This window comes from Ruania alba, assembly GCF_900105765.1.
Classification (GTDB): domain Bacteria; phylum Actinomycetota; class Actinomycetes; order Actinomycetales; family Beutenbergiaceae; genus Ruania; species Ruania alba.
The window spans coordinates 161,508-183,283 of sequence record NZ_FNTX01000002.1 but is presented as its reverse complement, the minus strand read 5'-3'; the positions used below and the strand labels follow the sequence as shown (position 1 = coordinate 183,283).

Genomic DNA, 21,776 nt, shown 5'->3' with positions numbered 1-21,776 from the left:
GTGCCTGTCGCCACAGTGCAACAGGTTGTGGCTGAATGAGCCCATGCCAGCGACCGCATATCTGACCGGACTCGGCCGGTACCTGCCCGGCGAACCGGTCTCCAACGACCAGGTCGCCAGCCGACTCGGCGGCGTCGACAGGCGCACCGAGCGGATCCGCACGCGCATCCAGAGCGCCAACGGCATCCGGCAGCGGTACTACGCGATGGACACCGAGGGGCGCACTACCGAGCTGAACGAGGAGCTCGCCGTCCACGCGATCGAGGACGCACTCAGCGATCGCGGTATCGCCGCCACCGACCTGGGCATGCTCGCCTGCGCCACCACCCAGGGTGACCTGCTCGTCCCCGGCTTCGCCTCGATGGTGCACGGCCGCCTCGGCGGCGGCCCGATGCAGGTACTCACCGCCGCCGGTGTGTGTGCCTCCAGCATCGCCGCACTCGACGCAGCCGTGAGCAAGGTGAGGCTCGGGGAACACCCACGGGCCGCCGTCGTGGGCTCGGAGCTGGCCAGCCGCTGGTTGCACCAGCGGCGATTCGACGGCGTCACCGACCATCTGGACGCACACTTCCTCCGGTGGATGCTCTCCGACGGCGCAGGTGCTGCGATCGTGGAGTTCCAGCCTCGTCCGGACCGGCCCTCGCTCCGGGTGGACTGGGTGCGCCAGGTCTCGCTCGCGCACGAGCACGAGGTGTGCATGCGTGCCGGCCTCGACGGGCCTTCCGCGGTCGCGGGGAGTACGTGGCAGGACTATGCCGACGTGGCCACGGCGGAGAAGGCGGGGCTGCTGCAGATCCGGCAGGAGACGAAGGTGCTCGATGAGCTCGCGGCGGCTGGGCTGGCACAGTTCGAGGAATTGGTGGATCGCGGCTTGGTGGATCTGACAAAGCTCGACCACGTGATCTGCCACTACAGCACCAATGCCTTCCGGGACGTCGTCTTCGATGCCCTCAGCAGACGGGTCCCCGGACTGGACACGAACCGCTGGTTCTCCAACCTCGAGACCTGCGGCAACACTGGCGCTGCCAGCATCTTCATCGCCCTGGAGGAGGCCTGGCGTACCGGGAGGTTCTCCGCGGGAGAGACGATCCTGCTCGCAGTCCCCGAGTCCGGCCGGTTCTCGTTCGGATTTGCCCACCTGACCGTCGTTGAACCCCGAAGGAGCAACCGATGACCACCGCCGAGACCGTGGAGGGCTATCGCCCGCCGGAGCCGGAGCAGATCAGTCTCCTGGCTCGCCTGGCCGACGTCTGGACCGAGTTCGAGACCCGGTTGGCTGAGGTGCCGATCCTGCGGGCGCTCGCCGATGGCGAGGTGACCGTGGCGGATTACCAGCGTCTGCTGCACAACCTGCGCCAGCAGGTGGTGGACGGTTCGCTGTGGATCGCGCGGGCTGCCTCGAACTTCGACATGGACCACTTCGAGCTGCGTTCGGCTGCGATCTCCCACGCGTTGGAGGAGCACCGCGACCACCTGCTGCTGGAACGGGACTACGTGGCCGTGGGTGGGTCGCTTGAGGCGCTGCGGGCCGGGCGGAAGAACATCGGCTCGCAGGCGCTCTCGGGCTACATGTTCCATCAGGCGAGCCAGCCGAACCCGGTCGGGTGCCTCGGCGCGATGTTCATCATCGAAGGGCTCGGGGCGCAGAAGGCGGCGGCGTGGGCGCAGCAGTTCCAGGATGTGCTGGGCCTGGCGGACAATCAGGTCCACTTCATGACCTATCACCAGGAGGCCGACGCGGAGCACACCGGAAAGCTCGACGCCATCCTCACCTCCGGGGCGATCGACGATGAGGCTGCCGACGCGATCGTCTCCTGTGCCCGGGTGGTCGCCCGGCTGTACGCCATGCAACTCACCGAGCTGGACGAGATCTGACCATGCCACCAGAGTTCGTGAAGTCCGACCCCAGCATGTGGGAGGCGATCTACGCCGACCCCTCCATCCCGCTCGAGAAGCCGCTGGTGCGGATGATCATCAAAGACCAGCGGCGCGTCTCCCGGCGCTGGCTCTACCCGGTCGCCCGGATCGTCTCGCGGCTGCTGGTGGCCGTGCTCTCGACCGTGAAGCGCCTGTTCCCCGGGCGTTGGATGTCGCTGCGCACAATGGACGCGCTATGCCTGTGGTTCCTGCGCCGGTTCGTCGCCCCCGATGCCGTGGAACTGTTGATCCGGCACTTCGTGGTGGAGACCAACCTGGTGAACTTCATCATCCGCAACACTCCGGCCGATATCGAACCGGTCACGCTGCGCCCGACGACGCTGGCCGGCCTGGGTGAGAACGCGGTGGTCGAGCACGACATCAACGTCTACGACGTGCTCATCGCGCTGGAGGGCGTGGACGTCGAAGCACCGGACCGTCTGGACTTCTCCCAGCTCGACGTGCCGGAGCTGGACCCGGAGCGCCGGCACCCGCGGCTGATGCGCCTCGACATCCAGACGGCCCTGTGCCTGATGAATATCCCGTTCTGCATCGCGCTCAGCCTGGAGGAGTTCCGGCGCGCGATCCACTCGCTGCGCTTCGACGACTCCTTCCTAGAGATCCTCGCCGTACTCACCAAGGACGAGACGTATCGGCACTGGAAGATGGGCGGGCTGAGCCTGTGGATGGACACGAACGTGGACGTGCCGCAACTGGTCTACCGGCACGCGCTGGTGTGCGAGTACGCGCACGCGCACTTGGTTTCGACCGCCGACGGTGAGTCCTGACCTGGCCACCATCGGGCGAGGACGGACATGGTGCGGCCGTGTCCTGCATAGACACAGCGTCTGACAGCGTGGGGGTTCGCGGCACTGCATCACTGTCGCTAGTCCTCGCAGAGCGAACGCCCTGCCCTGGTGGGGTCGCGTCGTCGCGGATCGGCGATCTTGCAACGCGTACGCGCCCCTTGCGAACGAGTGGAGCCGGTCACGGAATAGATGCCTACTCCCCATAGTTGAGCCGTACAGACTCAAGTTTGGCCGACTCGATTTGATCTTCGGATCGGACCGTCCCACACTTGAGTGCGGAAGACTCAACTAGTCGCTTCCGGCGCACGCCGGAGCGGAAGGAGCAGCAGACACATGGCACGAGCCGTTGGTATTGACCTCGGCACCACGAACTCCGTGGTGACGGTTCTCGAAGGTGGCGAGCCCACCGTCATCGCCAACGCTGAGGGCGCCCGCACGACGCCGTCGGTGGTGGCCTTCTCCAAGACCGGTGAGGTTCTCGTGGGTGAGGTCGCCAAGCGGCAGGCCGTCACCAACGTGGATCGCACCATCACCTCCGTCAAGCGCCACATGGGCACCGACTGGAAGACGGAGATCGACGACAAGACCTATGGTGCGCAGGAGATCTCCGCCCGCGTGCTCGGCAAACTGAAGAAGGACGCCGAGTCCTACCTCGGTGAGTCCGTCACTGACGCTGTCATCACCGTGCCCGCCTACTTCAACGACGCCGAGCGTCAGGCCACCAAGGACGCCGGTCAGGTGGCCGGGCTGAACGTCTCGCGCATCATCAACGAGCCGACCGCCGCCGCTCTCGCCTACGGCCTGGAGAAGGGCAAGGAGGACGAGCTCATCCTGGTCTTCGACCTCGGTGGCGGTACCTTCGACGTCTCCCTGCTCGAGGTGGGCAAGGACGAGGACGACTTCTCCACGATCCAGGTGCGCGCCACCAACGGTGACAACCGCCTCGGTGGTGACGACTGGGACCAGCGCATCGTGGACTGGCTGGTCAAGCAGGTGCAGAACAGCAGCGGTGTGGACCTGTCCAAGGACAAGATCGCCCTGCAGCGTCTGCGTGAGGCTGCCGAGCAGGCCAAGAAGGAACTGTCCTCGGCCACCTCCACCAACATCTCGCTGCAGTACCTGTCGATGAGCGAGAACGGCCCGATCCATCTCGACGAGCGCCTCACCCGCGCCCAGTTCGAGCAGATGACCTCGGACCTGCTGGACCGCACCAAGACCCCGTTCCACAACGTGATCAAGGACGCCGGGATCTCCATCTCCGAGATCGACCACGTCGTGCTCGTGGGTGGCTCCACCCGGATGCCCGCCGTGACCGAGGTCGTCAAGGAGCTCACCGGCGGCAAGGAGCCCAACAAGGGCGTCAACCCGGACGAGGTCGTCGCCGTCGGCGCCGCGCTGCAGGCCGGCGTGCTCCAGGGTGAGCGCACCGACGTGCTGCTGATCGACGTCACCCCGCTCTCCCTCGGCATCGAGACCAAGGGCGGCGTGATGACCAAGCTGATCGAGCGCAACACCGCGATCCCGACCAAGCGCAGCGAGGTGTTCTCCACCGCAGAGGACAACCAGCCCAGCGTGCTGATCCAGGTGTTCCAGGGTGAGCGTGAGTTCGCGCGGGACAACAAGCCGCTCGGCACCTTCGAGCTCACCGGTATCGCCCCGGCCCCCCGGGGGATGCCGCAGGTCGAGGTCACCTTCGACATCGACGCCAACGGCATCGTGCACGTCAACGCCAAGGACCGGGGTACCGGCCAGGAGCAGTCGATGACGATCACCGGCGGATCCGCCCTCGACAAGGACGAGATCGACCGGATGATCAAGGAGGCCGAGGCGCACGCCGCTGAGGACGCCCAGCGCCGCGAGGAGGCCGACACCCGCAACTCGGCGGAGCAGTTCGCCTACTCGACCGAGAAGCTGCTGAACGACAACTCCGAGAAGTTGCCCGAGGACGTCTCCTCCGAGGTGCGCGCCGATGTGGACGCCCTCAAGGCCGCGCTGGAGGGCGAGGACCTGGAGGCCATCAAGGCCGCCCAGACCAAGCTCAGCGAGTCCAGCCAGAAGGTCGGCCAGGCGCTCTACGCCCAGCAGGAGGCGCCTGCTGAGGGCGCGTCTGAGGGTGCAGCGGACACCGGCGCCGAGGGTGACTCGGCCGCGGACGACGAGGACATCGTGGACGCCGAGATCGTGGACGAGGATGAGAAGAAGTGAGCGATTCCGGATCTGACGAGCAGCCGGTCATCCGCGACAAGCGGCGGCTGAACCCGCAGACCGGTGAGCTCCGTACGCCGGAGGAGGTGGCCGCCGCTGAGGAGGCGGCCACCGCCGCCGCCGAGCGTGCCGGCTCCGCGAGCACGTTGCCTGGTCAGGAGTCCGACGGCGGAGCCGCAGAGATCCCCGACGTCGCCCCCGCCGGGGCTGCTGAGGGGGCCGACGGTACTCAGGACCCGCTGGCCGAGGCCCAGGCCCAGGCCGGCGACCTGCAGGACCAGCTCGCCCGCGCCAAGGCGGACCTGTACAACCTCGACCAGCGCTTCAACCAGTTCGTGAAGCGCTCCCGGGCAGAGGCTCAGGCCGAGAAGGGCCGAGGCGTGGAGTCCGTGGTCGAGGCACTCGTCCCGGTGCTCGACGACATCGACGCCGCCCGTGCGCACGGCGGGCTCGAGGGCCCGCTGGCTGCCGTGGCGGAGAAGCTCGAGTCCACGCTGACCACCCGCTTCGAGGTGGAGCGATACGGCGCCGCAGGTGAGGAGTTCGACCCGAACGTGCACGAGGCGCTCATGCACTCGGCGAGCGAGGAGGTCGAGTCCGAGACGGTCTCCCAGGTACTCCAGCCCGGCTACCGGGTGGGCGAGCGTGTGGTGCGTCCGGCCCGCGTGGCGGTGACCGGCCCGCAGTGATGCACGCAACTGCTTCGCTGGGCGGGACCAGCGCGGAGACACGAGGCAAGATGATCGAAGGAGGTGTGGCGCGATGACCGGGCAGGACTGGTTGGAGAAGGATTTCTACGCGACGCTGGGCGTGCCCAAGGACGCCGACGCCGCCGCGATCAAGAAGGCCTACCGCAAGCTGGCCCGCACCTGGCACCCGGACCAGAATCCGGGCGATGCCAAGGCGGAGCAGAAGTTCAAGGAGATCGGCGAGGCCTACGGGGTGCTCTCCGATCCTGAGCAGCGCAAGCAGTACGACGGGCTGCGTGCCATGGCCGGAGGCGGACCCCGGTTCGCCTCCGGTCCGGGTGGCGCCGCTGGTGCCGGTGGGTTCGAGGACCTGTTCGGTGGCATGTTCGGTGGCGCGCCCGGTCAGGCCGGCCCCGGGGGTGCGCGCGTGCGGTACAGCACCGGCGGTGCGCCCGGCGGGATGCCCGGGGGCGGGTTCGAGGACCTGCTCGGCGGGCTGTTCGGCGGCGCTGGGCCGGGCGGACCGGCTGGATTCTCCCGGAACGCCCCCGCCAAGGGGGGCGACATCACGACCTCCGCTTCCTTGCCGTTCCGGTCCGCCGTCGAGGGGGCCACCGTCTCGCTCACCCTGGACGGCTCACGCACCATGACCGTACGAATCCCGGCCGGAGTGCGGGACGGGCAGAAGATCAGGCTCTCCGGGAAGGGGCAGCCGAGCCCCAGTGGCGGCCCGGCCGGTGACCTGATCGTCACGGTGAACGTGGAGCCGCACCCGGTCTTCGCCATGAATGGCAAGAATCTCACCATGACCGTGCCGGTGACCTTCCCGGAGGCGGTGTACGGGGCCACGATCGCGGTACCGACCCTGTCCGGAGACGAGGTGCGCCTCAAAGTTCCGCCAGGGACCCAGTCCGGGACGCGCCTACGAGCCAAGGGTCGTGGCGTGGACACGAAGTCCGGCACCGGCGACCTGATCGTCACCATCGAGGTGGCGGTGCCGCGCAACCTGAGCAAGGCCGCAAGTGAGGCGCTCGCTGCATTTGCCGAGGCCAGTGACGGCACCGATCCTCGCGCCCATCTGGCTGCGTCAGCGAAGGCGTGAGCGCAGATGGCGGCCTATGACGCACCGATCTTCCTGATCTCGATGGCCGCCGAGCGCGCCGGGATGCACCCGCAGACGCTGCGCCAGTACGACCGGCTCGGCCTGGTGGTGCCCCGCCGCGCTCGCGGCCAGGGCCGGCGCTACTCCGAGCGAGACGTTGATGTGCTGCGCGAGGTGCAGCGACTCTCCCAGGAAGAGGGCATCAACCTCGCCGGCATCAAACGGATCCTTGAGCTCGCCTCCGAGAACGAGCGGCTCGAGGTGGAGATTGCCCGCCTGCGCGAGCGCGCGGGCCTCTCCCGCCGGGTGTTCACCGCCGATGCCGCAGGAGATGTCGTGGCGGTGCCCCTGGGCACCCGTCTGCGGCGCGCGGAGCAGTCGAGCGCGCTCGTGGTCTGGCGGCCGCACCGCTGATCCGCGTTGCTCCTCGCTCCCGCGTGGCGAGGTCGCTAGGGTCGGGGCAGCGCCTGTTGGGGCGTGTTGTCTCCTGGAGGTCACTGTGTCCTATTCCCCGCCGCCACCCGGTGGCCCGAACGACCAGAACCAGAACCCGCAGCCGCCCCAGCCCGCAGGGCCGCCGCCGGGTTCCGTGCCGCCGCCGGGCACGCCCTCGTTCGGTGGGGAGTCGGGTCAACAGCCACCGCCGCCGGGCACGCCGTCGTTCGGTGGGGCGTCTGGTCAGCAACCGCCGCCGCCGGGTACCCCCTCCTACGGTGGTGCCTCGGGTCAACAGCCTGGACCACCACCGCAGGCCCCGCCACCTGCCTACGGTCAGCAACCGGGCGGCCCACCCCCTCCGGGAGGGTATGGCCAGCAGCCCGGCTACCCGCAGGCAGGGCCCGGCCAGTACCCACAGCAGCGCGAGGGGAACGGCTTCTTCAGCGCCTTCTTCGACTTCACGTTCTCCCGGTACGTCACGCTGACGTTCGCGAAGGTCATCTTCATCATCGCCCTGATCATCGCGATCCTCTGGTGGCTCGGCCTGATCCTCAGTGGTTTCGGGATGGCCAGCATGGGGTCGGCCATGTCCGCTTACGGCGGCGGTGGAGGCGGCACCGTCATCTTCGGCGTTCTGGCGATCCTGTTCGGATGGATCCCGCCGGCGCTCTTCCTGGTGGCCGTGCGGGTGGGCCTGGAGTTCACCGTTGCCACCATCAAGACCGCGCAGAACACGTCGGTACTCGCCGACCGCGACTGAACATCGCTCGACCGGTAGGTCGGGTGATCATTGCTGGCCGTGCCCGGTCCGCCATGTCAGCCTGTCCCGCCGCCATCTCCGGCGAGCGCAACCCTGTGCGGCTTTCCAGCGAGCATCCGCCGCACAGGGTTGCGCTCGCCTGGGGCAGGGTGGGTTTGCGAGGGGGCAGGTGGCGCTCGCGAGGGTCAGAAGGTCCAGGGGGAGCCGTAGGTGTGCACCAGCTCGGCGATCTGGTCCCGGTCGAGCACCACGCGGTCGGGCAGGTGTCGGGTGGCCACGTCCAGCTGGGCGGCGTCTTCCAGCTCCAGGGTCCGCTCGACGGCGGTCCGCACGTCTTCTCCGGCCACCAGTGATCCGTGGTTGCCCAGCAGGGCAGCGCGGAACGGCAGGTCCAGGGCGGCCACGTGCTCAGCCTGGGCCGGGTTCCCTGGTGCGGCATAGGGCACCAGGGGAACCTGCCCGAGCCGCATCACCGGGTACGGGGTGAGCGGGGCGAGTGCGTTTGTCGCAGAATCCGGCGGCAGGCAGGCCAGAGCCACGCAGGCGGGGGAGTGCAGGTGCACCACGCAGGTGGTGGATGCCTCGCGCCGGTACATCGCCAGGTGCAGCGGCACCTCCTTGGACGGTCGCGGCCCGCCGACGTGCTCGCCCCACGTGTCGGCGTCCAGGGAGATGCGGGACATCTTCTCGGGGTCGAGCCTGCCGAGGCGCACCCCGCTCGGGCTGATCCACATCTCGGCGCCGATGCGCACGCTCGCGTTGCCGGAGGATCCCGGGCTCAAACCGGCCTCCGTGAGTTCGATCCCGGCGGAGGCAAGCTCGCGGGCCGGCGTTGTCCCGAGGTTCATCACAGCGCCTCCCAGGCATCGACGAAGAGAGTGGGTGTGCCGAAGTTGCCCGACTTGAGCACCAGGTTCAGATCAGTGCCGTCGCGATCGACCCCGTGCGCCCATGCCAACCCGGGGCCGAGCGGCGCGCCGAGGGTGAGTGCGGGCACGCCGAGTGCGGTCGCCACGGCACCGGAGGTCTCTCCGCCGGCGAGCACAAGCTGGCGTGCGCCGTCAGCGGTGAAAGCTACGGCACAGCGCGCCAGGGCCTCCTCCACCAGCGCCGCGGCGCCTGGATCGTCCTCGACGTCGGTCAGGTCCCCGACCGCGTACACGAGCACCGGCCGGTCGGGCTCGGACTGCCAGCACTCCCTCGCCCAGGCACGCAGCCACTCCACCTCGCCGGTCAGGTCCGCACGCAGGGCGTCCAGGTTCAGGCGCTGGTGCGGCAGGTGCGCCCGAGCCTCGGCCACCTGTCCACGGGTGGCCGCTGAGGCGCTGCCGGCCAGCACGGCACGACGCCCTGGCACCGCGGGGATGGCCGTGGGCTGCTCCGCCCGCCGTGCCAGACCCGCGGCCAGGCCGGACCCGCCGGAGACGAGTGAGTCCTCTTCGGTGGCGGCGGCGATCGTTGTGAGGTCTTCCTCGGTGAGTGCATCGACCACGGCGTACCGGACGTCGTCGGCGCCCAGGCGGTCCAGCTCGGACCGCACCGCGCCCGCACCGGCCTGCACGGTGGCCCAGGGCACCAGACCCACAGGGCGGGCGGTCTGCGGCTCGAGCAGGGTGGGCAGGTGCGACCTGGTCATCGGGGTGAGTGGGTGGTGCCGCATCGGGCTGTGCTCGAGCAGCTGCTCGCCCACGAACAGGTGCCCCTGATAGACGGTGCGGCCAGCCGCGGGGAACGCCGGCACCACCACGACGGCGCCCCTCGCCTGACCGGTGGAGTCGCCCTCGCCGAGGGCGTCCAGGACCGGGCCGATGTTCCCGGTCGGGGTGGAGTCGAAGGTGGAGCAGTACTTGCTGTAGAGCTGGGCGGCGCCGAGGCCCCGCAGGATCGTGGCAGCGCGGCGGGTCACGTCGACGGCCTCGGCGACCGGGGCGGTGCGGATCTTCAGTGCGATGACCACTGCGTCGTGATCGGCGAGGCCGTCCAGGTCGGTCGCGTTCTCGGGCAGTCCGAGCACGACGGCGGTGCGCAGCCCCCGGGAGCGCCAGGCGGCCGCGAGATCAGTCGCGCCGGTGAAGTCGTCGGCGATTCCGCCGTAGGTCACCATGAGTCTCCCTGGATGAGTGCGTCCTCCTGGGAACGATGCCACATCCGTGCTCCTGCGTCGAGGTCGCCCCGGGCGGCGCGCCCAGTGCCATGATCGGTGCATGGATGTGCGTGCCTGGCTGCGATCGTTGCCCACCTTCGAGCGCGACCAGGTCGCCGGCCTCGACGTTGCCGGGGCGCCGGCCGACCCGACCACCCTTCACCTGCGTTGGATCGAGGAGGCGGCCGCCGCAGGCGTCCCCGCCCCGCACGCCGTCACTCTGGCCACCGCCGACCGGCAGGGTGCGGTGAGCGCGCGCACCCTGATCCTCAAGGACATCACCGAGGGGTCCTGGGTGATCGCCACCAGCGCCGAGAGCCCGAAGGCTCGCGACCTCACCGAGAACCCGCAGGCAGCTCTCGCCTCCTTCTGGTCTGCCCTCGGCCGCCAGGTTCGCGTGACCGGCTCGGTCAGCGACCTCGGCGACGAGGCAGCGGCGGCCGACTACCTGGCCCGGCCCGCCGGGTCCCGCGCGGCCGCCCGCACCGGGCACCAGAGCGACCCGCTCGACTCGCTGGAGACCTACGACCACGCCTACGCGGAGGCGCTCACCGCCGTCGAGAATCACCCCGACCAAGCGCCGGACACCTGGCGTTGCTATGCCGTCGAGGCCCATACCGTGGAGTTCTGGGCCGCGCTCGCCGAAGGCGGGCAGGTCCGCCTGCGCTACACCCGCTGCGAGGGCGGATGGGAGAAGGGACTGGTGTGGCCATGACACCGATCGATCCGGCCGGCAACCACCTGCTGGCCGCGGCGGAGGCCGAGCAGGCCCTGGACCGGACGATCGCCGCGCTCGCCGGGCTCACTCCCGAGCAGGTCGGCCAGGCGTGCCCATTGCCCGGCTGGACTCGCGGGCACCTGCTGGCGCACGTGGACGTGGTCGGGCAGGCGCTCGTGCGGCAGGTCGAGGCCGCGGCCAGGAGGCGGCAGGTGCCCTTCATCGACGGCGGACAGGCGGCTCTGCAGGAGGCGGTGGAAGCGGGCGCGCAACGCACCCAGGCCGAGCACCTGACGGCGTTGCGCACCTTGCGCGACCGGCATCACGCGAGCTGGCCCGACGCCGAGGACTCCCTCTGGGAGGAACCCGTCACCTTCCGTGGCGGGGCCGTGGCCGACGTGGCGCTGGCGTGGTGGCGCGAGACCTGTGTGCACCTGGTCGACCTGGATGCCGGCGCACGGGCCGAGGAGGAGTGGTCGCCGGCCCTGGCCGAGCACCTGATCGACTTCCTCTCCGTGCGCCTTCCCGACGGGCCGGAGTTCGTGCTCGACGTGCCGCAGGAGCGGTTCAGCTACACGGTGGCCGGCGACGGGGACGCACCCGTGCTGATCTCCGGGTCCCTGGTCTCGCTGACCGCATGGCTGGCCGGGCGAGAACTCACCGAACCGCCGGTCGCCACCCAGGGGGAGGACCCGGTCGAGCTTCCCGAGCTCGGCCCGTGGCCTTCTGCCCTGCCATCGGCTTGACCGATCGCCTGGTCATCTGGCTGGGTGGTTCGCGGCACGGGATGTCAGGCGCGGTCGAGCGTCGTCGACTCGCGGATGACCAGAGTGGACGGCGCGACCGGCGGTATCTCCACCGAGGTGTCTCCCAGCTCCCGGAGCAGGGCCGCCGCAGCCGCGGCGCCGATGGCGTGCAGATCCTGGGCGACGGTGGTGATGGTGGGGTAGACCCACTCTCCCATCGGGAGGTTGTCGTATCCGACCACCGCGACGTCCTCCGGAACGCGGAAGCCTAGGCGCTGAGCCTCGCCGGCACCTGCGATGGCCATGGTGTCGTTCCCGTACACGATCACCGTCGGGCGTTCCGGGACCGCCAAAGCCTCCCTGGTCGCTCGCCGGGCGTCCTTCGCGTCGAACGCGGCTGAGACTACGCGCGGGAGCGGTCCGCCTGCATCCTCGAGCGCCCGTGCGAACGCCTCGCGCCGACGCAACGTGTGCACGAGGTCTTCCGGGCCGCCGACGTAGAGGATGCGTCGATGGCCAGCCTGAACCAGGTGCTGGGCGAGATCGCGCATCCCGGCCATCGCATCACTGACCAGGATGTGCTCCACGCGATCGTCCTGCCAGGGCTCGCCAATCAGCACGAACGGCGCGCCGAGTTCGCGGAGCAGTTCGAACCGGGCATCGCGGATCCGCGACTCGGTCAGGATGAACCCGTCCACGCGTCGGTCCCGGGTGAGCTGGCGATAGGTCTCACTCTCGGCGCTCTGGGCGGTGCTCAGCAGGTGCAGCTGGAGGCCGTAGCGGCGCGGTGCCAGCACCGACTCCGCCCCGGCGATCAGCACGGCGAAGAAGGCGTCCGCGGCGAGCAGGTCTGGACCTCGGGAGATCACCAGACCCACGGAGCGTGACCGGCTGCCTCGAAGTGTGCTGGCCGCCGGTGAGGGGGACCAGTCCAAGGTGGCGGCCGCCGCCAGGATCTTCTTCCGAGTGCCTGGCGCAAGGCCCTCTTGCCCGTTCATCGCCTTGGATACGGCCGATCGGGAGACACCGGCCAGCGCAGCGACGTCGTGGATCGTGGTCCGTCGTTGGCTGGCCATGGAATCAATCTAGCAGTCCAGGCGCCTACGAGAACGTTCCACTGAACCTCTTGCATTCGCTGTCACAGTTGAGGTAGAACGTTCCCGTAACCATTTCGACGGAGAGACATCCATGAATCGCAACGCTGCGAAGCTGCACGTGAACGGTGACCCGCAGACCTGGATCGGCGTGAACTACTGGTCGCGTGCCGGAGGGCCGCGGATGTGGCGCGACTACGATCGCGAGATCGTCCTGGAGGAGTTGACGAGCCTGCGTGATCACGGGATGACCGTGACCCGGAGCTTTTTCTACTGGCCGGACTTCATGCCCACGCCGGACACCCTCGACGAGGAGATGCTGGCGCGCTACCAGCACTTCCTGGACCTGCATGAGCAGTTGGGGATGTCAACGATCCCCACCTTCCTGGTGGGCCACATGTCGGGTCAGAACTGGGACCCGGCCTGGCGCGGAGGCCGCGACATATTCGGTGATGTCTGGTTCGTGGCGCGGCAGGCATGGTACGTCCGAGAGCTGACGGCCAGGTTCGCCGAGCACCCGGCCGTGGCCGCGTGGTTGCTCACCAACGAGATCCCGATCTATGGCGACTGGAAGTCCCGCGGGATCGGGACGCTCGACGCTGAGCAGGTTCGCAGTTGGGCCCAGATCCTCATCGACGCGGTGCGCGCCGGTGGTGGCCACCAGCCCGTCTCCGTCGGTGACGGCGCCTGGGGCGTGGAGATCACCGGGCGCGACAACGGCTTCCGCGTCCGGGAGATGGCCGAGCTCTCCGACTTCCTCGGCCCGCACGTCTACCGGATGGAGACCGATCAGGTGCGGCAGAACCTGGGCGCGGCCTTCATCTGCGAGCTGCTCGACATCGACGGACGGCCCGTGGTGATGGAGGAGTTCGGCCTCACCAGCGACTACGTGAGCGAGGAGCACGCGGGGCACTACTACCGCCAGATCCTGCACCACACCCTGTTGGCGGGTGCCGCCGGCTGGCTCGCCTGGAACAACACCGACTACGACGCCCTCGAGAACGTCGAACCGTACTCACACCACCCGTTCGAGATGCACTTCGGGCTGTTCGACTCGTCGGGTCGCCCCAAGCCCCAAGCGCTCGAGATGCGTGACTTCGCCCGTTCGGTGGAGCACCTCGGACTCGCCCGCACCTCTCGCCCGGACTCCGACATCGCTCTCGTGGTCTCGTCCTTCCTGGAGGCCCAGTACCCGTTCACCCAACCCGAGGACGCCACCACGGTGTTCGACGTCTGCCGGCAGGCCTACGTGGCCGCCCGGGAGGCCGACCTGGCCGTTGGGGTAGCCCGCGAGGCCGACGGACTCCCCACGGACTGCGGTCTCTATCTGCTCCCGTCGGCGAAGCAGCTCACCGCACCCACCTGGTCGACATTGCGTGCGCTGGCCCGAGACGGTGCCACGGTCTACTGCTCCTACTTCCAGGGAGCGCACCCCACCCAGCGAGGCTCCTGGTGGCCGAACGTCGATCAGACGTTCGGCGTCCGCCGGCAGTCGCGCTACGGGATCCCCGAACCGATCACCGACGACGAGCTCCGCCTGGTCTTCCTGCGTGACTTCGGCGGGATCGCGGCCGGGGAGGAGCTCACCTTCGCTGTGGCCGGGAACGTCCACTCCCGCGCCTTCCTCCCGGTGGAACCGGACGGTGCCGAGGTGATCGCCGAGGACGCCCATGGACGGCCCGCACTCCTGCGGCACCGCACTGGCACCGGGGCGATGGTGCTCAGCACCTACCCCCTCGAATACATGGCGGCCGAGACGCCCTTCGTGAACCCGGAACCCACCTGGCGCCTCTACGCGGCTCTGGCCGCCGAGAGCGGGACCCGCCCGGCCGTGCGCGTGGACGATCCCCGCGTCATCGTCGGCGAGCTCGATCACGAGGACGGCCGTCGGCTCACCTGGTTCCTCAGCCAGTCCGAGGACGAGCTCACCGTGCACCCCGAGGTGGACGGCGCCGAGTTGTACGACTCCTCGGCCCCCGTCACGGAGCTGCGGCTACCCCCGTACGGCGTCCAGATCCTGGAGCGCCGACCCAGCATGAGCACCGGCACCCCGCCGGTGCTTACCTCGACCGCTACGCCGTAGCGGTTGCTCCCCCGATGAAATCCCTTCCCGTGCAAGGAGGCACATCATGAAACACACGAAGATCGCAGCGGCCGCAGTGGCGGCCGCCTTGATGATCCCGCTCGCCGCGTGCAACGACGCAGAACCGAACGAGAACGAGCTCGTGGTCCAGACCGTCTGGACGCGCGGCACCAACGAGGGCGACGCCCTGCAGCGCGTCTTCGACCAGTTCACCGAGGAGACCGGCGTTTCCGTGCGCTGGCTCGACACCGGTGAGTCCATGTCCGACGTGTACGAGACCTCGGTCGCGGCCGGCAACCAGGCCGACATCGTGATCGGGAACTACGTGGAGAAGGTGGTCGACTGGGTCTCCAACGGTGCTGTCGTGCCGGCCGAGGACTACCTCACCGAGTGGGGCCTGGACGAGACGATCCGGCCGGAGGCCGTGGAGGAGTGGCGGGACAGCTCGGGCGAGCTGGTGGGTCTGCCGTACTCGGGATTCACCTGGCCGGTCTGGTACAACACCGACCTGCTCGCCGAGGCGGGCGTGGAGGAGATCCCGACCACCACGGACGAGCTGATTACCGCTGCCGGACAGCTGCGGGATGCCGGGATCGCACCGATGACGATCGGCGGCAACGACTGGTCCGGCCAGAAGCTGTTCCTGCAGATCGTCCAGGCCTACGCCGAACCCGAGGTGGCGCGCGAGGTGTTCAGCAACGGCGGATTCTGCGAGAACGCGGAGATCTTCCGAGGGGTGGAGCTCTTCACCGAGCTGCGCGACGCCGGCGTCTTCATCGACGACGCCCAGGGGTACTCCGCCGACGCGATGAACACCGAGTACTACACCGGGAACGCAGCCATCATGTCCGCCGGTTCCTGGGCGTTCGGAGATCTCCCCGAGGAGATTGGGTCGGCTACCACGCTCAGCGGATTCCCGAACCCCGAGGGCGGCGCCTACACACAGCCGACCGCCATGCAGGGTTCCACCGGGAGTGGTGTGATGGTGAGCGAGAACGGCGCCGAGAAGATCGAGCTGGTTGAGCAGTTCGTCCAGCTGCTCTATGCACCGGAGTCTGTGGAGGACTTCGTTAGTTCCGCCAATATGGTGCCCGCGTCGACGAACGCCGAGGACGCCGAGGTCACCGACCCGATGCTGCAGCAGGCGGTGTCGGAGCTCGACGACCGGGTCGAGTTCGCCGTCATGCCGGACACGGCCGTGCCGGGAGCGGTTGCTGACCCGATGATCCGGGCCACCTCTCTGGCATACAGCCCGGACTACGACGCCGATGCCGTCTGCGCCGAGATCGACGCCGCCTACGCGACCGTCGGATGACTGGATCGGCCCAGGGGATGAGCCGGGCTGAGCACGCTCAGCCCGGCTCGGACCTCGACTCAGAAGGGACGACGATGACTGCATCGACCACCCCGCGCACCAGTCCGGTGCGCGGGGGTGCTCGGCGCGACGGGCTGCGCCGCCGGCATCGCACCGAGAACGGTGTGGTCGCCGCCTTCGCTGCACCGTCCGTGGCGTGGTACGTGGTCTTCACCATCGGTCCGATGGTGGCGATCTTCGTGATCAGCGTACTGTCCTGGCGCGGGCTGCTCGCCGAGCCGTCCTGGGCCGGACTGGCGAACTTCCGCACCGTACTGACCGATACGGTCTTTCACACCGCGGTGCGGAACACCGCCGTCCAGGTCGGCTTGGTGCTGCCGCTGATGATCCCACCAGCGTTCATGCTGGGCTATTACCTGACGCTCAAGCCGACGGGCCACCGGGTGCTGCGCGTGGTGCTGTTCACACCGGCCCTCATCTCACTCTCAGCGATGGGGACGGTCTTCTACGCGATCTTCCAGCCCACCGGCATGGTCAACATCACGCTTGAGGCGATCGGGTTGGGCTCCCTCGCAACACCGTGGTTGGCCAACCCTGACACGGCGCTGTTCACGATCATCGCCGTCTCTCTCTGGTCCGGGATCGGGTACACGGCGGTGCTGTTCTCGGCACGTCTGGCGTCGGTGTCGCCCGAGATCTACGAGGCGGCCGAGCTCGACGGCTGCGGGCACTGGAAGCGGATGTGGCGGATCGCCTACCCGGTGATCAAGGACTACTTCGGGGTCCTGACGATGCTGCAGTTCCTCTGGAACGCGTTCGCCTCGGCCGGTGTGGTCCTGCTGCTGACCAATGGCGGACCGGGGAGTTCGTCGACGACGTTGTCCTTCCTGGTCTACGAGAAGGCCTTCGTCCAGTCGCAGGTCGGATACAGCCAGGCAGTCGGCGTGATCCTCTTCGCTGTGGGTGTGTTCAGTCTCCTCGGCATCCGACGCCTGTTCCGGCAGAACTACTAGGAGTTCGAGATGGCAATCCACACAAGCCCGAACCGACCCCGCCTGGCGCGGGGCGGGGCCCGACGATCAACCCGCGGGCTCGCGCTGCTGCCGGCGCACGTCCTCACCTGGGCGTATGCGCTGCTGCTGGTCATCCCGCTCTACTACCTGCTCGTCTCAGCCTTCAAACCCAACCTGGAGATCTTCGCCAACCCGTTCGCCCTCCCGGAGTCGTTCGGCTTCAGCAACTTCGTCGCGGCGTGGTCGCGTGCTCAGCTCGGTACCGCACTGTCGAACTCGCTCCTCATCACCGGATCGTCCCTCGTGCTCAGTCTGGCCCTGGCGATCCCCGCCGCATACGGTCTGGCCCGTGCGCGAGGACGCCTCGGCACTGCGATCGAGCGTCTGTTCAGCCTGGGCTTCCTGATCCCCGGGTTCGCCGCGCTGATCCCGACCGTGCTGCTCGCGATCGCGATCGGGATGTTCCAGACCAGGGGCTTCCTCATCCTGTTCATGCCCGCCACGGCGCTCCCGCTCTCGGTCATCCTGCTCACGCAGTTCATGCGAACTGTCCCGGCCGAGCTCGAGGAATCGGCCACGCTCGACGGGGCGAACAGGTGGGCGGTGCTGTGGCACATCTTCCTCCCGATCGCCATGCCCGGCGTCGCGACCATCGCGATCCTGAACATGCTGAACTTCTGGAACGAGTACCTCTTCACTCTCATCCTCGGCGGCCCGGACCCCCGGGTGCGGACCATCCAGGTCGCGCTGCCGACGCTGGTGTCCCAGACCAATACCGAGTACGGCGTGCTCGCGGCGGGGACGTTGATCACCCTCGTCCCCGTCTACGTCGCCTACATACTGCTCTCTCGCCGTATGGAGGAGGCGCTCGTCCAGGGCGCCGTCAAGAGCTGACCATCCGCTGCGGCGGACCTACCCGAACGATCTGAAAGGTCTCCCATGCCCATTTTCGACATTCGTGAGCACGGTGCCGTAGGTGACGGCGTCACCAACGATGCCGCTTCCATCCAAGCTGCCATCGACGCCTGCCACGAGGCCGGTGGTGGCACCGTCGTCGTGCCCTCCGGGGCCACATACCTGACCGGCACCATTGCCTTGCGCTCGTTCGTCGAACTGCACGTCGAACGTGGTGCTGTGATCGCCGGCAGCCCCGACCCAGCGGACTACGCGCGATCCAAGGTCAGCGCTCTCTCCTCGGGCGTCGTGCGGGACGACAGCGACGACACGCTCATGCTCATCACGGCCGACGGCGCCGAGGACGTGGCGATCACCGGTGCCGGCACCATCGAAGGAGGTGGAAAGCACTTCATCGAGGAGGACCTCGGCTACATCTACCGGTGCCCGAACCAGCGGCCGTTCACCGTCTTCCTGATGGGCTGCACCTCCGTCACGATGCGCGACGTGCGGCTGCGGGATGCCGGGTTGTGGTGCGTGCGCCTCAGTGGGTGCGAAGACGTCCTGATCACCGGGATCCAGATCGACACCGACTTGAAGTACCCGAACGCCGACGGGATCGACCTCGATCGCTGCCGTCGGGTGCGGATCAGCGACTGCGAGATCTCCAGCGGTGACGACGCCATCTCCCTGAAGACGTGCGAGGAGTTTCCCGAGTACGGCATCACCGAGGACGTCGTGATCACCAACTGCACGTTGCAGTCGACCTCCAGCGCGGTGGTGGTCGGGGTCGACGCCGTCGCGGACATCCGCAACGTCATCGTCTCCAACTGTGTGATCCGTTCCTCGCACCGCGGGCTCTCCGTGAACCTCGGCCAGGAGGGCAACTTCGACAACATCCTGTTCTCCGACTGCATCGTGGAGTCACGGCACTTCGACGACGCGTGGTGGGGGCACGGTGAACCCATCTACGTCAGTGCCGTCCCGTGGCACGACAAGGTCGGCACGGTCAGCAACGTCCGGTTCCGGAACATCCTGGCCCGGTCCGAGAACGGGGTCTACATCGGCGGACTCACCCAGGATCACGTCCGGGGAGTGGTGCTCGAGAACGTCCGCGTGGAGCTCGACCGCTGGTCACGCTGGCCCGGTGGGGAGTACGACCGCCGCCCGTTCACCAGCGGTGAGGCGATCTATGCCCACGACACCTCGGGTTTCCACATCGACAAGGCCACTGACGTGACGGTGCGCAATTGCGAGGTGGTGTGGGGATCGCGCCCAGCGAACTTCAGCCACGCCCTGGAGGCGATCGACGTCGAGGACCTGGTGCTGGAGAACCTGCGTGGCGAGGCTGCGCACCCCGGTCTCGACGCCGTCAACGTGCACTGAGAGGAATCCTGTCTTGCTGGTAAGTCATGAGCTGCACGAGGGCTGGTCGCTGACCGCCCTCACCCTGACCGATGACGCACCCGTGCGGGCGGGCGTCACCGCCGCGGCCACGGTGCCGGGTTGCGTGCACACCGACCTGATGGCTGCGGGTCTTCTCGAGGATCCCTACCTGGACCAGAACGAGGAGACCCAGCATTGGATCGGTCACTCGACCTGGGTCTACCGGCGCTCGGTTCAGGCGAACCCGGAGCCCGGCGTCCGCTACGAGCTGGCATTCGACGGCCTGGACACGGTGGCTGCTGTCACGTTGAACGGCGAGGAGGTGGGCCGGACCGCGAACATGCACCGCGCCTACCGCTTCGACGTCACGGATGCGCTCCGCGACGGCGCCAACGATCTCGCGGTGACGTTCCACCCGGTCCGGGAGTACGCCCACCAGGTGCGCGAGGCCCTCGGCGAGCGTCCGAACGTCTATCCCGAGCCGTCGCAGTACGTACGCAAAATGGCCTGCAACTTCGGCTGGGACTGGGGCCCCACCCTCGTCACAGCGGGGATCTGGAAGCAGGTGCGTCTCGAGTCGTGGCGGACCGCTCGCCTCGGTCGGGTGCGCCCCATCGTGGGCGTGCAGGACGGTGTCGGCACCGTGCGAGTGGAGATCGAGGTAGACCGCGCGCCGCGCGCGGACGCTCCCCTGAGCGTCCAGGTAGAGGTCGCCGGTCACGAAGCATCGGCGACCCTCGCACCCGGGGCGAGTTCCGCCGTCGTGGACCTCACTGTTCCCGAGGCCGAGCTCTGGTGGCCGCGTGGGCACGGCGACCAGCAGCTCTACCAGCTCGACGTCCGCCTGCAGGACGAGCGGCACGCCGATCTCGACCAGTGGAGCCGGCGCATCGGGTTCCGGACCGTCACGCTCACCACTGAGCCGGACTCGGCCGGGACCTCCTTCGAGATCGCCGTGAACGGTGTGTCCCTCTTCATCCGGGGCGCGAACTGGATCCCGGACGACTGTTTCGTCTCCCGGGTCGACCGAGACCGATATCGGGAGCGGATCGAGGGGGCCATCGAGGCCAACATGAACCTGCTGCGGATCTGGGGCGGTGGGCTCTACGAGAAGGACGAGTTCTACGACCTCTGCGACGAGCTCGGCGTGCTGGTCTGGCAGGACTTCCTGTTCGCCTGCGCCGCCTATCCCGAGGGCGAGCCGATCGCCTCCGAGGTGGAGGCCGAGGCACGGGACAACGTGGTGCGGCTCATGCCGCACCCCAGCCTGGTGCTGTGGAACGGCAACAACGAGAACATCTGGGGATTCTGGGACTGGGGATGGCAGGAGCCGCTCGCTGGCCGCGACTGGGGGTGGGGCTTCTACAACGAGGTGCTCCCTTCGGTCGTCGCCGAGCTCGACCCGGCGCGTCCCTACTGGCCCGGTTCGCCCTACTCCGGATCCCCGGACCGCCACCCCAACGAGCCCGAGCACGGGAACCATCACTCGTGGGAGGTCTGGAACCGTCAGGATTACACGGCGTACCGGGATGAGCGGCCGCGGTTCGTCTCAGAGTTCGGGTACCAGGGGCCAGCCAACTGGGCAACGATCGACCGGGCACTCTCCGACGACCCGTTGCGGCCCGACTCCCCGGGGATGCTCCACCATCAGAAGGCCGACGACGGTAACGCGAAGCTGGCCGACGGGGCCGCGCCGCACCTGCCGGTGGTGGACTCGATGGACGACTGGCACTACCTGATGCAACTGAACCAGGCACAGGCGGTGGCATTCGGGATCGAGTACTACCGGTCCCTACGCCCCCACTGCATGGGCGCCATCGTGTGGCAGCTCAATGACTGCTGGCCCGTCACATCTTGGGCGGCGATCGACGGTGACGGCCGACGCAAGCTCCTCTGGTACGCCTTGCGACGCGTCTACGCCGAGCGCCTCGCGACCGTCCAGCCCGAGGGCGACGGCCGGGCGGTGCGGCTCCTCAACGACAGCGTCACCGCCGCCACCGGGCCGTTGTCCATCGGCCGGTGCGACCTGGACGGGCGCCTGCTCGCCGACGACAAGCGCTCGATCGAGGTGGGCGCCGGTAGCCAGGCTACGGTCTCGATCCCGGAGAGCATCGCGACCCCCGGCCACGCCGCGGGAGAGCTGCTCGTGGTGGAGTGGGCAGGGCAGCGCGTGGTGTATCCGTTCCTCGAGGATATCCAGATGCAGTACCCGCTGGCGGCCTTCGAGGCGACGGCGCAGCCTACTGACGGTGGGGTCGCGGTCCGTGTGGTGGCGCAGACGATGGTGCGGCACCTCACGCTGCTCAGCGACCGGGTGGACCCCGACTCGGTGGTCGACTCGCAGCTCATTGACCTGTTGCCCGGCGAGGAGCACACGTTCCACGTGCGGACCACCGTGAGCGCGAGCGATCCGGGGTGGACGCAGGCACCCACGCTACGGGCGCTGAACGACCTGTCCTGACGG

General features: G+C 68.5%; 19 protein-coding genes. 16 read left to right on the top strand and 3 right to left on the bottom strand.

Annotation, left to right across the window (positions count from 1 at the left end; translation table 11 throughout):
• The first annotated feature begins 43 nt into the window (after positions 1-43).
• From BLU77_RS11350 to BLU77_RS11315, 8 genes are all read left to right on the top strand, one after another.
• Positions 44-1,174: a 3-oxoacyl-[acyl-carrier-protein] synthase III C-terminal domain-containing protein gene (locus BLU77_RS11350; RefSeq protein ID WP_089773279.1), complete on the top strand. Its 1,131-nt coding sequence runs from the start codon at positions 44-46 to the stop codon at positions 1,172-1,174.
• On the top strand, positions 1,171-1,875 hold the full coding sequence (locus BLU77_RS11345) for an iron-containing redox enzyme family protein (protein WP_089773278.1): 705 nt from the start codon (positions 1,171-1,173) through the stop codon (positions 1,873-1,875). The genes BLU77_RS11350 and BLU77_RS11345 overlap by 4 nt, the downstream gene beginning before the upstream one ends.
• Positions 1,876-1,877: 2 nt before the next feature.
• Complete coding sequence (locus BLU77_RS11340; RefSeq protein WP_089773277.1) at positions 1,878-2,705, top strand: DUF6999 family protein; 828 nt, start codon at positions 1,878-1,880, stop codon at positions 2,703-2,705.
• A 354-nt stretch (positions 2,706-3,059) separates the two neighbouring features.
• Positions 3,060-4,931: a molecular chaperone DnaK gene (dnaK, locus tag BLU77_RS11335; protein ID WP_089773276.1), complete on the top strand. Its 1,872-nt coding sequence runs from the start codon at positions 3,060-3,062 to the stop codon at positions 4,929-4,931.
• Positions 4,928-5,620, top strand: coding sequence for a nucleotide exchange factor GrpE (locus tag BLU77_RS11330; protein WP_089773275.1), 693 nt, complete (start codon positions 4,928-4,930; stop codon positions 5,618-5,620). The genes dnaK and BLU77_RS11330 overlap by 4 nt, the downstream gene beginning before the upstream one ends.
• Before the next feature lie 73 nt (positions 5,621-5,693).
• Positions 5,694-6,722, top strand: coding sequence for a DnaJ C-terminal domain-containing protein (locus BLU77_RS11325; RefSeq protein WP_089773274.1), 1,029 nt, complete (start codon positions 5,694-5,696; stop codon positions 6,720-6,722).
• Between the two features lie 6 nt (positions 6,723-6,728).
• Positions 6,729-7,136 carry a heat shock protein transcriptional repressor HspR gene (locus BLU77_RS11320; RefSeq protein ID WP_089773273.1) on the top strand — a complete coding sequence of 136 codons (408 nt, stop codon included), beginning with the start codon at positions 6,729-6,731 and terminating at the stop codon, positions 7,134-7,136.
• A gap of 85 nt (positions 7,137-7,221) precedes the next feature.
• The gene (locus BLU77_RS11315) at positions 7,222-7,920 is read left to right on the top strand and encodes a DUF4282 domain-containing protein (RefSeq protein ID WP_089773272.1); all 699 of its coding nucleotides are present in this window, start codon (positions 7,222-7,224) and stop codon (positions 7,918-7,920) included.
• A gap of 185 nt (positions 7,921-8,105) precedes the next feature.
• Here BLU77_RS11315 and BLU77_RS11310 read toward each other — a convergent pair whose 3' ends face one another.
• Complete coding sequence (locus tag BLU77_RS11310) at positions 8,106-8,768, bottom strand: class II aldolase/adducin family protein (protein WP_089773271.1); 663 nt, start codon at positions 8,766-8,768, stop codon at positions 8,106-8,108.
• Positions 8,768-10,021 (bottom strand): 3-oxo-tetronate kinase, encoded by a 1,254-nt coding sequence (gene otnK / locus BLU77_RS11305; protein WP_217632428.1) that lies wholly within the window; start codon positions 10,019-10,021, stop codon positions 8,768-8,770. Before otnK ends, BLU77_RS11310 begins: the two co-directional genes overlap by 1 nt.
• Positions 10,022-10,124: 103 nt before the next feature.
• On the opposite strand from otnK, the gene BLU77_RS11300 reads away from it, so the two are divergent.
• Positions 10,125-10,778 (top strand): pyridoxine/pyridoxamine 5'-phosphate oxidase, encoded by a 654-nt coding sequence (locus tag BLU77_RS11300; RefSeq protein ID WP_089773269.1) that lies wholly within the window; start codon positions 10,125-10,127, stop codon positions 10,776-10,778.
• Positions 10,775-11,527, top strand: a complete 753-nt coding sequence (locus tag BLU77_RS11295; RefSeq protein ID WP_175477060.1) for a maleylpyruvate isomerase family mycothiol-dependent enzyme — start codon at positions 10,775-10,777, stop codon at positions 11,525-11,527. Before BLU77_RS11300 ends, BLU77_RS11295 begins: the two co-directional genes overlap by 4 nt.
• A gap of 44 nt (positions 11,528-11,571) precedes the next feature.
• On the opposite strand, the gene BLU77_RS11290 is transcribed toward BLU77_RS11295, so the two are convergent.
• On the bottom strand, positions 11,572-12,603 hold the full coding sequence (locus tag BLU77_RS11290; RefSeq protein WP_089773267.1) for a LacI family DNA-binding transcriptional regulator: 1,032 nt from the start codon (positions 12,601-12,603) through the stop codon (positions 11,572-11,574).
• Between the two features lie 112 nt (positions 12,604-12,715).
• Between BLU77_RS11290 and BLU77_RS11285 the strand changes: the two genes are divergently transcribed.
• The 6 genes from BLU77_RS11285 to BLU77_RS11260 all read left to right on the top strand — a co-directional run bounded on the left by BLU77_RS11285 (position 12,716) and on the right by BLU77_RS11260 (position 21,773).
• Positions 12,716-14,704 carry a glycoside hydrolase 5 family protein gene (locus tag BLU77_RS11285; RefSeq protein ID WP_089773266.1) on the top strand — a complete coding sequence of 663 codons (1,989 nt, stop codon included), beginning with the start codon at positions 12,716-12,718 and terminating at the stop codon, positions 14,702-14,704.
• Positions 14,705-14,750: 46 nt separating this feature from the next.
• Complete coding sequence (locus BLU77_RS11280) at positions 14,751-16,019, top strand: ABC transporter substrate-binding protein (protein ID WP_089773265.1); 1,269 nt, start codon at positions 14,751-14,753, stop codon at positions 16,017-16,019.
• Positions 16,020-16,093: 74 nt separating this feature from the next.
• Positions 16,094-17,032, top strand: a complete 939-nt coding sequence (locus BLU77_RS11275) for a carbohydrate ABC transporter permease (RefSeq protein WP_089775664.1) — start codon at positions 16,094-16,096, stop codon at positions 17,030-17,032.
• Positions 17,033-17,041: 9 nt separating this feature from the next.
• Positions 17,042-17,926: a carbohydrate ABC transporter permease gene (locus tag BLU77_RS11270; RefSeq protein ID WP_089773264.1), complete on the top strand. Its 885-nt coding sequence runs from the start codon at positions 17,042-17,044 to the stop codon at positions 17,924-17,926.
• Positions 17,927-17,971: 45 nt separating this feature from the next.
• A complete protein-coding gene (locus tag BLU77_RS11265) occupies positions 17,972-19,312 on the top strand; it encodes a glycoside hydrolase family 28 protein (protein WP_089773263.1) in 1,341 nt (446 codons plus the stop codon).
• Positions 19,313-19,325: 13 nt separating this feature from the next.
• Positions 19,326-21,773: a glycoside hydrolase family 2 protein gene (locus tag BLU77_RS11260; RefSeq protein ID WP_245708821.1), complete on the top strand. Its 2,448-nt coding sequence runs from the start codon at positions 19,326-19,328 to the stop codon at positions 21,771-21,773.
• The last annotated feature ends 3 nt before the right edge of the window (positions 21,774-21,776 follow it).